General features: G+C 46.3%; 11 protein-coding genes and 1 pseudogene. 7 read left to right on the forward strand and 5 right to left on the reverse strand.

Annotated elements, in window-relative coordinates:
• Window positions 1–177: 177 nt before the first annotated feature.
• Together TSUB_RS05290 and TSUB_RS05295 are read left to right on the forward strand one after the other, a co-directional pair.
• Window positions 178–1,434 (forward strand): hypothetical protein, encoded by a 1,257-nt coding sequence (locus TSUB_RS05290; protein WP_159064913.1) that lies wholly within the window; start codon window positions 178–180, stop codon window positions 1,432–1,434.
• Between the two features lie 354 nt (window positions 1,435–1,788).
• On the forward strand, window positions 1,789–2,034 hold the full coding sequence (locus tag TSUB_RS05295) for a hypothetical protein (protein WP_087021209.1): 246 nt from the start codon (window positions 1,789–1,791) through the stop codon (window positions 2,032–2,034).
• 77 nt (window positions 2,035–2,111) lie between these two features.
• On the opposite strand, the pseudogene TSUB_RS05300 reads toward TSUB_RS05295, so the two are convergent.
• Window positions 2,112–2,309: pseudogene (locus TSUB_RS05300) on the reverse strand (helix-turn-helix domain-containing protein); the annotation flags it as partial.
• Between the two features lie 330 nt (window positions 2,310–2,639).
• Here TSUB_RS05300 and TSUB_RS05305 point away from each other — a divergent pair.
• Window positions 2,640–3,278, forward strand: coding sequence for a hypothetical protein (locus TSUB_RS05305; protein WP_087021216.1), 639 nt, complete (start codon window positions 2,640–2,642; stop codon window positions 3,276–3,278).
• A gap of 44 nt (window positions 3,279–3,322) precedes the next feature.
• Here TSUB_RS05305 and TSUB_RS05310 read toward each other — a convergent pair whose 3' ends face one another.
• A complete protein-coding gene (locus TSUB_RS05310) occupies window positions 3,323–4,213 on the reverse strand; it encodes a helix-turn-helix transcriptional regulator (RefSeq protein WP_087021218.1) in 891 nt (296 codons plus the stop codon).
• A gap of 216 nt (window positions 4,214–4,429) precedes the next feature.
• Between TSUB_RS05310 and TSUB_RS05315 the strand changes: the two genes are divergently transcribed.
• On the forward strand, window positions 4,430–5,662 hold the full coding sequence (locus TSUB_RS05315; protein ID WP_087021221.1) for a sugar efflux transporter: 1,233 nt from the start codon (window positions 4,430–4,432) through the stop codon (window positions 5,660–5,662).
• 77 nt (window positions 5,663–5,739) lie between these two features.
• Here TSUB_RS05315 and znuB read toward each other — a convergent pair whose 3' ends face one another.
• On the reverse strand, window positions 5,740–6,525 hold the full coding sequence (znuB, locus tag TSUB_RS05320; protein ID WP_087021227.1) for a zinc ABC transporter permease subunit ZnuB: 786 nt from the start codon (window positions 6,523–6,525) through the stop codon (window positions 5,740–5,742).
• Entirely contained in the window at window positions 6,522–7,307 is a 786-nt protein-coding gene (gene znuC, locus TSUB_RS05325) for a zinc ABC transporter ATP-binding protein ZnuC (RefSeq protein ID WP_087021229.1), read from the reverse strand. Before znuC ends, znuB begins: the two co-directional genes overlap by 4 nt.
• 86 nt (window positions 7,308–7,393) lie before the next feature.
• Here znuC and znuA point away from each other — a divergent pair, with 86 nt between their 5' ends.
• The 3 genes from znuA (at window position 7,394) to TSUB_RS05340 (ending at window position 11,294) form a co-directional block, all read left to right on the forward strand.
• Window positions 7,394–8,284 carry a zinc ABC transporter substrate-binding protein ZnuA gene (gene znuA, locus TSUB_RS05330; protein WP_087021232.1) on the forward strand — a complete coding sequence of 297 codons (891 nt, stop codon included), beginning with the start codon at window positions 7,394–7,396 and terminating at the stop codon, window positions 8,282–8,284.
• Window positions 8,277–9,620 carry a murein DD-endopeptidase MepM gene (gene mepM / locus TSUB_RS05335; protein WP_246616406.1) on the forward strand — a complete coding sequence of 448 codons (1,344 nt, stop codon included), beginning with the start codon at window positions 8,277–8,279 and terminating at the stop codon, window positions 9,618–9,620. Before znuA ends, mepM begins: the two co-directional genes overlap by 8 nt.
• A gap of 285 nt (window positions 9,621–9,905) precedes the next feature.
• Entirely contained in the window at window positions 9,906–11,294 is a 1,389-nt protein-coding gene (locus tag TSUB_RS05340; RefSeq protein WP_087021235.1) for a serine hydrolase domain-containing protein, read from the forward strand.
• A gap of 116 nt (window positions 11,295–11,410) precedes the next feature.
• Here the strand turns inward: TSUB_RS05340 and metG are convergent, their stop codons facing one another.
• Complete coding sequence (gene metG, locus TSUB_RS05345; RefSeq protein WP_087021238.1) at window positions 11,411–13,459, reverse strand: methionine--tRNA ligase; 2,049 nt, start codon at window positions 13,457–13,459, stop codon at window positions 11,411–11,413.
• Window positions 13,460–13,498: the final 39 nt, after the last annotated feature.

A 13,498-nucleotide genomic window follows, 5' to 3' on the forward strand; every position in this document is an offset into this window, starting at 1 on the left:
TGTAAAAATACAGGTAAATACTCTCTATTTTTGTGGAAATATAGAGAGGTTGTTTGCAGTGGAGTGAAAATTCAGAACTGCTTGCGTGACGTGAATGTTATAGTATAACATCACTCCCGATCAAGGTATTGATAACTATTCTTATTAATTGAGAGATGAAGTCCAATGCAAGTTACAATGAAGTTTAAGAAAACAGTGATGGTCTCGGCGCTTAGCATGGCTCTATTATCAGCATGTAATAGTGGCAGTAACAACCCGACGAACGGTGGTGATAACCCAGCGCCAGCGCCGGTGAGCAAGGGGCGGATTGTCTTTGCCGAGTCCAATCAAAACCAAGTACATATCTTAGATTTGGACTCAGGCGAGTTCTTTAATCCTGTTCAGACGACGCACCCTGTTGTTCGCCTAGGTACCAGCCCTAACTATCGCTTTGCTGGCTTGAATCAATCAAAGAATGGTCGTTTCGAGTTTCTAGATGGCGGTTTGTGGCGTGAGCCGCATGGTGATCATCACCATGACCATGCGGACGAGCCCGTGCTTACAGGCTACGCGATTGATGGTGCTAAGCCCGCACACTTTGATGTGTCTGATGACAAAGTTGTTTTGTTCTTTGATGGCGATAAAGAGACGCAGGTGAACGCTAAGCTCTACATTCTGTCAGATGAGAGCATTGCCGCGAAAACCTATGAGGTACATCATGAGTTCCCTAGCCATCAACATGGTACAGGTTTAGTGCGTGGTGACGAGCTGATCAGTACATTGCGCTCTGCCAATGCAGCGGATACAACCACCATGGCTGATACGGTCGCACTCTTTGATATTCATGGTGATCATTTGCACGAGCTCGCCAAGTATGCAGAGCCATGTGTCGATTTGCACGGTAGTTACCACAACAAAGATTTTGCTGCTTTTGCTTGCGCCGATGGGATTTTGAAACTCACGCCTAAAGCGGGTGGTGGCTATACAACCAAGAAACTGGCCTACCCAACTGACAAGCGGGTTTGGACGTTGAAAGGCGCGGCAGATAGTAATGCCATTATCGGTTTAGCGCGTGATCAACAACTTAAGATTGATCTTGCTAATGATACTGTAGAAGCCTTTGACTGGCGCCCGAATGCACAAGCTGCATACGTGACCTATACACAAGACTATCAAGGTGCGCGTTTCTTTGTTCTTGATAGCCAAGGGTATGTGAATGTGTTTGATAGCAAACAGAATTGGGCCCCAAGCCAGCGATTCCAAGTCACTGATGCTTATGCAGAGGGGGATAAGTGGGGTTTGGTTACTTCGAAGTCAGATGACCATGTTTACTTCGTAGAATATTCAGCTAAGAAAGTTGAAGGGTTTAATGCGTCAAATGGTCGAAAGGTCTCAGAAGTAGCTCTAGACTTCCAGCCGACCAGCGCAGTTTGGGTCGGGATTACCGCCAAGTAGTCGCGCTTCTTAAACCTCAAATAGATTAACGGAGCCTCGGCTCCGTTTTTTATAAGTCTTTGATTTTTGTTTCTACATTCTTAAGCAACACATCTTGTCTAATACAGCGGATGAAATCCTGCATCTTGAGGTGGCTTGAGTATATAGCCTTTAGAACACACTCATGATATCGAATGCATGGGATAGTAATAACACATTTTTTTGTATAACCCGCTGTATTTATGATGCACCTTGCATTAAAGCCATGAATACAATATCTATCTTCACTTTAATAACGAGAATGGTATTCTCCCTGTTAATGAAACACTGTATTTTATATTTTTGATATGAATGTAATAGGGAAGAGCGTCGAGTATGGAAACAATATTATTGCTAAAGGGGCTTCCTGCTCTATACAACTTGGTTCCAACGGTTGTAGAGGCTCTTGTTGAAGAATTGGATGAGAAGTCAAACCCAAGTGCTGATGACGATTCGCTGATTGATAGTGGCGTTGGATTAGTCAGCGCTTTGTTTGAAGCGGTTGGAGATGTTTTTACTGATGATGCACCGGTCGTGAACGACTCTTATCGACCCGGCTCTTTGTTTAATTTAAGTGTTTGAGACTGGCGTAACTAGGTCTTTGCTTTCCAACGTAGCTACGTAAACTTAGGTTATCTCATGAACTATTACGCTGCTCGTCATCGATTAAACTGCGCTCTGAAGTGCGATGGCGTCATGCCTTTCACCGTTTTAAACTGGCGGTTGAAGTTGGAAAGGTTGTTAAATCCGACTTGTTCCGCCACCAACGAGACAGGGACTTGTGAGTTAACCAGTAGCTCGCTAGCTTTACCGATACGAAATCCTTTCAAATGCTCTGAGAAGCTTTCACAAAAATAAGGAATTTACTCCCATTATTTAAGAACCGTCACTGTTTATCGGTGATAAAGCAAGGGTGTCTCGTGGATTGCTTCTTCGTTTAAAGTGAGCCATTTGGGTTCACTTGGTGAGTCTATTTTTTTTAGGCCATGGACTTGCCTGCCTATTTTATAAAAAAGAGCTGACTTACCATGTATATTAATGCCTCAAGTCACACGGAATGTATCTATTGTTTGAGTTTGTTACATTCATTAATATGCGATGATGGTATATCTATTACCCAGTTTTAAACTGGTGGTTGTTAAGGTAGTTTGAGCAAATTGTCTTGCTAATTTAAAAAGTAGAGTGTGATGAAGCTGAGTATTCAGGTCTTGTTGGTGGTGTTGAGCATTTTAATGTCTGGTGTCGTTAAAGCGACATCGATTGACGATGAGTTTTATAGACAGAAAATGATTAACAACATGAAAAGCGCTGGTGATTGGGTCATTCAAGAAGGGATAAAGACCTATCGTGAGGGCGGCAAGGAGGCGTTGTGGAGAAAGTTAGCAGATACTTGGGCGGTACTTTCATGGACAGGACCTTGGATAGAGACTGATAACTACTTGGCACAATTTCGAATTAAAGCCAGGGGGATCAATTATCAAATTCATAATCTCTATCGCGAAGAAGTGGGTGGCGTTTATTATGAGTTTTGGTTGATCAAGGTGTTAGCCAAGGATTGGTCTGGTGAACGGCCTCGTTCGGTTTTTTATGTTGCAAAGGCGAACGACACAAATGGAGAAAGAGAGATATTGGTCGAGAGTGATCAGTTTATTGGTTCATATACTGTGGCCGGAAATACCATTCACATACCAATTGATAACAAAAGATTGCTTTACATTCTGCAAGCTTGGGACTACCCAGACGCCTACAGAGAGACGAACTTGGCTGAAAAAATTGTTGTTATGGATCGTTTTGGCAATATCGAGTACGCCGAGAAAATCGAGTGATGTTTTTGGTCGTTTTAATGGGTGGAAGGCTTTTTCGCTGCTCGTCACCGATTAAACTGCGTTCTAAAATGCGATGGCGTCATGCCTTTCACCATCTTAAACTGGCGGTTGAAGTTGGAAAGGTTGTTAAATCCGACTTGTTCCGCCACCAGCGAGACAGGGACTTGTGAGTTAACCAGTAGCTCGCACGCTTTACCGATACGAAATCCTTTCAAATGCTCTGAGAAGCTTTCACAAAAATGACGTTCAAAGAGGCGATAGGCGGAGCTTTCGCTCATGTGGAGTTTACGGCATAGATCGTTAATCTTAATCGGCGCTTGGTAGTTATCTTCAATAAACTGCCTTGCCGCTTCAACGCGTTTAAATTGTTCATCTTCACTGCTGTTTTGATTAAAGCTATAGCTTTGTTTAGACAGTTCAATCGCCTCTGCATCTTCAGCCATAATCATCAGCGCTTCAAGAATGCGCAGCAGTTGGTGGTGAGGCTGGCGCGATTCATGGCCACTGAGCAGCTGATAGACATGTTCTGAAGCATCTCTACTGAACTTTAAGCCATGGCTGGCGCGTCGAATAAATGCGCTGAGCATTTTCAGTTCTGGTGCACTGGCTTGAAGCTGCGCTATCCAACTGTGTGTGAACCAAAGAATCAAGGTGCGATAGGGTTTTTGTTCCGAGACTGAGGTGCTGCCTCCCAACATATGGGGTAGTCCTGGGCCGTAGAGCAGCATGGTGTTGTGATCGATAGGGCCTATTGCGTCACCTGCAAAATAACTGCCGTTAAACACACTGTCTTCATCGCGGTAGATCACTAGCTCATATTCCGAATGATAGTGCCATGGGCACATGAACTCTTTCTTTTCTACCTTGCAGGCAAATTCACGGATTTTCCAATTGAAGTGGTGCTCGCTCGTGATGTTTTCAATGTGTGGCCGCATGCTGCTCTCTCCTTATCGCACCCTACCAGAATAAAGAGGAAGATACTTTTCTGTCAATTAGAGCACCTATTTTGATGGGATAGTACAACTAGCCGACGGATTTTTATCATTCAAACGAATAATGGCGGAGTAGACTAACAGCCATTCCAACGTGGCCACGTGGATCGGTATCTCTACCTTATCTGGCAGAGAAGATAAGCACGCTTTAGAGAGAATATGATTATGCTAAAAGATAGAACAGCCTTACTTTATATCTTGCTGACCTTTGCAACAGGGTTGTGTGGCTCTTTCTTTTATCCACTTTCCAGCCTGTTTCTTGTTGAAGGTTTAGGTGCATCGCCAGTTATGCTGAGCGCATATATGGTGTTGGCGGTTTTCAGCTCTGTGGTTGTCACCCAGTTTATTGCGCACAACTCTGATAAAGGTTGGCGTCGAAAAACGATTTTGTTGGTCTCGTTTGCCTGTTACTTCGTGACGGTCACAAGCTTCGCGTTCATTCGAAATTACTATGCGGCAGTTGCCATTGCGATCCTGTTTGGGAGTGTCAGTGGTGCTATTTATGGGCAGATCTTCGCGATGGGACGTGAATATGCTGATAACAAGATGACAGAAGGCAGTACCAGCTTTCTATCAACGATGCGCGCGGGCATGGCTGTTGCTTGGGTGTTTGGGCCGCCATTGGCGTTCATTTTTAAAGGCTGGTGGGGATTCAGTGTCACCTTCCTCATCGCGAGTGCGATTACAGTCTGCACTATGCTAACCATTTCCCTGTTTCTCTATGAAGTGCGCGATGTTGCTCAGGCCGAACAGGAGGAGAGGGAGGATGCTAATGTCGGTACGCCTTGGTATCGCCGTCCACCTATTGTGTTGTTTACGTTGGCGATGCTAATGACGTTTTCGGCAAACAATCTCTATATCACCGTGATGCCGCTTTACTTATCACAAGAGCTGGTTGTTGAAGCGGGGTGGGTCGGAACACTGTTTGGATTTGCGGCGCTATGTGAAATTCCGATTATGCTCGGTGCTGGTTGGTTGTCTTTGCGATATGGTGCGCACCGAGTGCTCACGGTCGGTTTGCTTTCTGGTGCGATGTTTTACTTCGGCTTATTGCACTCGGCAGAGATTTGGCAACTGATGGTGATTCAAGTGTTTAACGGTGTCTTCATTGGTGTGGCGGCGACCTTGGGAATGGTGGTACTACAGGATTTGATGCGTGATCAGCTTGGTGTCGCTTCTACGCTATTTTCCAATGTGATGCAGGGGGCTGTGTTGGTTTCGAGCTTGGCGATAGGCTTTGTGGGGCAATTTTATGACTATTTTAGTGCGTTCTACCTTTGCCTTGCAGGGATAGTTATCGCGCTGGTGCTGCTATGGATGTCTAGGCCACGCGAAGAAAGGTTGCAATCGACGTCTGCAGAGCTAAAAACCGTCAAATGCAAGTCAATGTGATTGCCATGACCTGTTTTAATCCAAACACTCAGGCCGCCAATTTGGCGGCCTGAGTTTGTTGAGTATTGAGGTAAGCGTTAGCGTGGCATGCGTACGGTTTGGCTTAGTAAGAACAGCGCTGCAGCGGCAACGACGACGGAAGGGCCGGCTGGGGTGTCATAGTGCCAAGACATCGCAAGACCAAGGAGGACAGCAATACAGCCAATGACCGACGCGAGTCCTGCCATCTGCTCGGGGCTTTTTGCAAAGCGTCTGGCGGTCGCCGCAGGAATCAGTAACAGCGACGTAATGATTAAAGCGCCGACAAATTTCATCGCAACCGCGATGACCAAGCCGACCATCAGCATTAAGACTAAGCGTAATCGTTCTACATTTACCCCTTCGACAATGGCCATCTCTTCACTGACGGTCATTGATAACAGGGGTTGCCAGATTTTAATCAGCATACCAAGTACTACAATCAGACCAACGAAAATCCACACCAGATCACTCGGGGTAATCGCGAGTAGGTCACCAAATAAGTAGGCCATGAGGTCAACTCGGACATGATCCATAAAACTGATCGCGACCATACCGAGTGATAAGGCACTGTGCGCCAAGATACCGAGTAAGGTATCTGTCGCTACAAGCCGTTGTCGCTGTAAGCCAACAAGCAGTACCGCGAGCATTAAACAGCAAAAAATAATCGCGAGGTTGAGGTTCACATTGAGTAAGAAACCAAGTGCGACACCCAGTAGCGAGGCATGGGCAAGCGTATCACCGAAATAAGCCATCTTACGCCAAACCACGAATGCGCCGAGGGGCCCAGCAAGAATAGCGATAGCAAGGCCACCTAATAGAGCAGGGAGCAGGAACTCAATCATTGTTGTGAAGCCTCTGAATGCGATGGCGCTGCATGTTCATGTTGGCAGGGACCGATGGTATTGCCAGCAAGGTCATGATCATGGTTATGGTGGTGATGGTAGAGGGCCAACTGCTCCGCCGATTGTTGACCAAATAGCGCCACATATTCTGGGTGTTGGCTAATCGCATCTGGCGCGCCTGAACAGCAAATATGATGGTGTAAGCAGATAACGTGATCGGTTTTCGCCATCACAAGATGTAAGTCGTGGGATACCATCAAAATTGCGCACTTCAGTGAAGTACGGATATTGGCGATCAAGGAGTACATCTCAAGCTGCCCATTGACATCGACACCTTGGACAGGTTCGTCGAGGACAAGTAAGTGCGGTTTGCGGAGTAAGGCTCTTGCAAGCAGTACCCGCTGCGTTTCTCCTCCGGATAAACGATGCATATCCGCGTGATGGAGGTGTTGCGCTCTAACTTGTGTTAATGCATCGACGATGGCGGATTGAGAATATTTGCCACCCAAACGCATAAATCGGTCAACAGTGAGCGGTAATGTGCTATTGAGGGTAAGTTTTTGCGGCACATAACCAATACGTAGACCCGGTTTTCGGTGCACAATACCTGAGGTCGTTTGTTGGAGTCCGGTGACAACTTTTACCATGGTTGATTTGCCCGCTCCATTGGGGCCAATCAACGTAGTAATTTCACCGGCTTCGAGCTTAAGGTCGATACCATCGAGTACGCGACGTCCGCCAAACTCAACCGTGGCCTGTTCGAGCTTAATTAAATACGACATGAGTGTTTCTGTGATTGCAATCGTGGTTTGTTATAATGTAACATCTTTCGCCCATTTAGCGCGATAATTTTTTAAGGTAGGGGTGAATGAAAGGATTATTCGGTTTGTTTGTGCTGTTTTTTAGCATCAGCTTTTCTGCATCGGCACAAATTAAGGTCTTATCCACTATAAAGCCATTACATATGATCGTCTTGGAAATTAGCCAAGGAGCTGCTGAATCTGAGTATCTGTTACCTTCAGGCAGTTCCCCGCATGACTTTGCAATGCGCCCTTCAGATGTGATGAAGATTCGCCAAGCTGACGTTGTTTTCTGGGTTGGCCCAGAATTAGAGCAGTTTTTTACCCGTATTGCCCCCTCTTTGTCAACGGCAATCGCAATTACTGAGCAAAAAGACATCACTTTCCGCGAGTATGAAGAAGGTTATCATGTAGATCACGGTGACCACCATCATGATCATGATGGCATCGACCCGCATGTTTGGTTAGGGCCAGTGCAGGCGGGTCAAATTGCTGATGCTGTGGCACGATCACTAATTGAAAAAGATCCTTTGCATAAGCAGACGTATCTAGATAACCTTGCTGCGTTTAAGGACAAGCTTGTCAAAAAGACGCAAGACATAGAAACTGCGTTGGCACCTGTAGCGGAAGCAGGGTATTTTGTTTTCCACGATGCTTATGGCTATTTTGAGTCGCAGTTTTCATTGAACAACCTTGGTCACTTCACTGTTGCACCGGATCGTCGTCCAGGTGCGAAGACATTGATCAGTATTAAAACGCGCTTAAAAGAAGAAGCCGCGGTATGTGTGTTCCGCGAGCCTCAATTTGAACCTGCTGTGATTCAAAGCGTTGTGCGCGGCACTAACGTGCGAGTTGGCATGCTTGATCCGGTTGGCGGGGATATCGAGGCACAACCTGGCAGTTATTTTACATTTTTAGATCAGATGACTGCGCAATATTTACAGTGTTTACATGATTAAAAAGAAACTCAGTGTCGCGGCACAATTTCGTCGTTTGCCGCGACAACATAAACTGGCCTTAGCTGGATTGACAGGCGTCCTTTCAATCGCACTGCTTTGGCAACCTGCGAATATCGATATCGCTGTGACACAGCCGATATCCACCTCTATACCTCTTGAAGAAGAGAGCCTGATTCCGCTCTCATCAGAAAACTCCGAGCCGCTTGGCGAGTATATTGCAACAGACGCGCCAGAGTTTGCTATTGAGCAAGATGAACTGGATCAGATTCTGGCAACCACGGATACACAAGGAAAGCATAAAGTCGCGGATGGAGAAACGCTTGGGGAGATTTTCACCCAGTATAGTTTGCCTCTGCTTAATATGTATCAGTTGCTCGATGTCGACCAAAGGTTGTCGAATATTCGGGTTGGTCAGCAAGTCGAGTGGGTACAAGACAGTGATACTGGGCGAGTGATAGAGTTTTCTGTTGTGCGTAGCCGTAAAACAACCGACCTATATACTTGGGATATTGGGGGTTACGATCACAAAGAGATTGTGAATGAGGGTGAATACCAGCAAGTCGTTCTTAATGGTCGCGTGCAAGGCAATTTCTATACCTCTGCGGTGAATGCCGGGATGACACCGAATCAGATTCAAAACTTGGTGAAAACACTGCAGTGGCGGTTTGATTTTGGGCGCGAGTCTCGTCGTGGTGATACGTTTGCGGTTTCTGTTGAACGTGAGTTCATCGATGGTAAGGCGACAGGAAACGGCAAGGTATCGAGCATACTGTACCAAAGCGGCAATCGTTCTATTTTTGCTATGCAGCATGATGATGGCAATTTCTATGACGAAGATGGCGTGAGCCTAAACCGCGCATTTATGCGCATCCCGTTAGAAAAATCATTCCGTATCAGTTCGCCTTTTAACCCGAACCGCAAACACCCGATCACCAAACGTGTACAACCTCATAACGGCACTGATTTTGCGACCCCTATTGGTACTCCTGTTTTATCGGCAGGCCAAGGTGTGGTTGTAAAAGCAGAGTACCACCATGCTGCGGGGAACTATATTGTGGTACGTCATGGTCGAGAGTATATGACGCGATATCTGCACCTAGATAAGTTCTTAGTGCGTGTCGGCGATATAGTCGGGATGGGGGAGCGTATTGCCTTGAGTGGTAATACGGGGCGCTCAACCGGCCCGCATTTGCATTATGAGTTAATTCATAACAATCGCCCAGTTGATGCGATGCGTGTGCCATTACCACAAGCGGATCCGTTGATTGGTGGTGACCGTACCGCATTTCTTAAGCGCGTCAATGTGGTGAAGTCAGAACTCGAGGCTGCTATTTAGCTCACCTTATGAGCCCATCTGGTTTACTTAGCCATACTTTGCAATTGCAAAGTATGGCTTTTTTGTGCAACCAATTGAATTTATTGCAGTTGCTTGGTGAATTATTATGCGTTCTTTTACGTTAAACCGCGATAAGGTTGATATGCTTGTCAGCAAAATGATAATCTCCATGATTATTTGTGCTGCGAATTATTTTCTGCTCAGGTTGTCCTTCGAGCGTATTCAGTAATTCGGGCAAAGTTGTCTTTTCACTTGGCTAACACTGTTTTTCAAGGAAGTGGTTGCGTGTCGTTATTGCATAGAATTATTGGATTATGTCTCCTTGCTATCGGAGTGTTTAGCCCATCGCTGCATGCCCATCGTAATCTAGCCGCTTCAGATCTCGATACCTATTTTTCAACACTTGCCGACGAAAACCGCGCCATGTTCAGCGTGGCGTTTTACGAAGATAACCATGTCACTTATAGCAAGCAGTTTGGTGTTGATAACGGTCGCCTCTCAGGGGATTCTACGGTCAACTTAGTGACTGATGCGACGCAATATAAAGTGGGCTCAATCACTAAAGTTTATACCGCAGCCTTGGTGTTCCAGTTGATTGAGGATGAGCTTTTGTCACTCGAGACACCATTAGCACAGTTTTTTCCGCAGATACATAATGCAGATGTGATCAGCATTGATGACTTGCTTTCCCATCGCTCAGGCATTGCAGACTATACCGACGATCCGCAATTTGAAGAGTACCGCTACCACTTTCAAACCAAGGCGCAAATGATATCGCGTTTAGCCGAGCTGCCATCGACCCATCGTCCCGGAAAGATGTTTGATTACTCTAACTCAAACTACTTGCTGCTGGGCTATATTGTGGAGCGCGTCACTGAGAAGCCGTTTGAAGTCGTCTTGAGAGAAAAGATCACTCGCCCCCTTGGACTCAGGAGCACCCGTTTCTGTGGTAACCATCAAGATTGTGAAATGATAGCTCGCTCGTATGATTACGTTGGTAAAGAGTGGCTTGCGAAAGCAGAGTGGTCGATGAGCGTTGTGCATGGTACTGGGGGCATCATTGCCTCTCCGAGCGATCAGGTGCGCTTCATTGCTGGGTTGTTTAATGGTGAAATCATTTCAGAGCACTCCTTACGACGCATGATTGGCGGGCAAGATGGTTATACGCGCGGTATTTTTGAAGAAAATATCGTTGGGAAACTAGGATATGGCCACAAAGGCAGAATTGAAGGGTATCACTGTTACCTTGTGCACTTTCCCAAGCGGGATATTTCGTTAGCGATTCATGCTAATGGACTGAGTATTGAGCTTGATGACATCATTGAGAGCGCTGTAAGGATCTACTTTGGGATGAGTTATGATTTGCATGAAGTGATGCCAAGCCATTTCCATCTAAACCTCGATGAAGCCGAGCCCTATTTGGGTATGTATCATTCTGACAAGTCGGTGTTTGGGATTGAGTTACGCTTTGAGCATGGTCATTTGGTTGGGCATGTTGAAGGGCAAAAACCCTTTACTTTGATGGGCAATAGTCAGCAAGAGTTTGTCTCATTGGCCAGCGATATTAAGATCACCTTTGATCTCGATGAAAATGGTCGGATTGACAGCTCTTATTTCAATATAGAGCAAGGGGTGTGGCGCGCGGTTTTCAGTAAACAGCAATCTTTGCAGTAGAGTGAGATAAACGTGTACTGAGCACCTTGTATTGAGAACTCGCGACTAAGCAACAAAAATAGCCCAATAAAAAACCGACGTCTGGGACGTCGGTTTTTTTGTGCTGTGTATAGGCGTTAAAGCACGCGCATACCGGGTTGTGCACCTTCATGCGGCTCAAGCAGCCAAAGGTCTTTACCACCTGGGCCCGCAGCAAGAATCATCCCTTCAGACATACCAAACTTCATCTTGCGTGGTTTTAGGTTCGCAACCACAACAGTGAGTTTGCCTACCAGATCTTCAGGATTGTAAGCAGACTTGATGCCCGAGAACACTTGACGTGTTTCACCACCAATATCCAATTGGAACTTCAACAGTTTATTGGCTTTTGGCACTTCTTCACATGAAAGGATTTTCGCAATACGTAGATCGACCTTGGCAAAGTCATCGAACTCAATTTCATCAGCGATAGGTTCATCCGCGAGTGGCCCAGCCGCTTTTTTCTCTGCTGCCTCTTTAGCAGCCACTTCTGCTGCTGCATCTTCTTTTGAGGCTTCGACCATCGCTTCAACTTTCTTCGGATCGATGCGATTGAAGAGGGCTTTAAACTTGGTGATCTCATGACCCGTCAATGGCGCTGCGATACCTTCCCATGTTAGCGTTTCATTGAGGAAAGCTTCAGTGCGCGCAGCAAGTTCAGGCATGACTGGCTTCAAGTAGGTGATGAGGACACGGAAGAGGTTGATACCGACAGAGCAAATTGCTTGTAGTTCGGCATCTTGACCTTCTTGCTTAGCGACAACCCAAGGCGCTTTCTCATCCACATACTGGTTCGCTTTATCGGCCAACGCAGTGATTTCACGAATAGCACGGCTAAACTCGCGCGCTTCGTAGAGGTCAGCAATACGGTCTGCAGCGGCAACAAACTCTGCATAGAGTTCAGGCTCAGCAAATGTATCCGCCAGCTTGCCTTCAAAACGTTTGGTAATGAAACCGGCGTTGCGTGAAGCAAGGTTAACGATCTTATTGACGACATCACTGTTAACGCGTTGTGTGAAGTCTTCAAGATTCAGGTCAAGGTCATCAATGCGGTTGTTCAGTTTCGCTGCGTAGTAGTATCGTAGACATTCTGGATCGAGGTGATCAAGATAGGTGGCCGCTTTGATGAAAGTGCCTTTTGACTTCGACATCTTGGCACCGTTGACGGTGACATAACCGTGAACGTAAACACTGGTTGGTTTACGCAGTCCCGCACCTTCCAGCATCGCAGGCCAGAAAAGGCTGTGGAAGTAGACAATATCTTTACCAATGAAGTGGTAAAGCTCTGTTTTGCTGTCTTTGTTCCAGAACTCGTCAAAGTCGAGGTCATCGCGTTTGTCACACAGGTTTTTGAACGAGCCCATGTAACCAATCGGGGCGTCTAGCCAAACATAGAAGAACTTGTCTTTTTCACCTGGAATTTCAAAGCCAAAGTAAGGTGCATCTCGCGAGATGTCCCACTGTTGTAGACCGGACTCGAACCACTCTTGCATCTTGTTTGCTGTTTCGTCCTGCAATGCGCCCGATTTGGTCCACGCTTGTAGCATAGATTCAAATTGCGGCAGATCGAAGAAGAAGTGAACCGAGTCTTTCATGACAGGCGTCGCGCCAGAGACAGCAGATTTTGGTTCGATCAGATCGGTCGGGCTGTAAGTTTCACCGCAGTTGTCACAGTTGTCGCCATACTGGTCTTCTGCTTTACATTTTGGACAGGCGCCCTTCACAAAACGATCCGGTAGGAACATCTCCTTCTCAGGATCGAAGAGCTGAGAAATCGTACGGCTCGTAATATAACCATTGTTTTTAAGTTGGTTATAAACAAAGGCTGACAGCTCGCGATTCTCTTCTGAATGCGTGCTGTGGTAATTGTCAAAGCTGATATCAAAGCCGGCAAAGTCTGCTTGGTGCTCTTTGCTCACTTCTGCGATCATCTGCTCCGGTTCAATCCCCATCTGCTGCGCTTTTAGCATGATTGGCGTGCCGTGTGCGTCATCAGCACAAATGAAGTGGACTTCATTGCCACGCAGTCTTTGGTAACGCACCCAGATATCCGCTTGGATATGCTCAAGCATATGGCCTAAATGGATTGAACCATTGGCATATGGAAGGGCGCAGGTAACTAGAATTTTTCTTGGATTTGCGGTCATAGTTACGTCGTTCGCTTATTGATGGGTAAATGGATATTT

Source organism: Thaumasiovibrio subtropicus (genome assembly GCF_019703835.1).
In the GTDB taxonomy this organism is placed as follows: Bacteria; Pseudomonadota; Gammaproteobacteria; order Enterobacterales; family Vibrionaceae; genus Thaumasiovibrio; species Thaumasiovibrio subtropicus.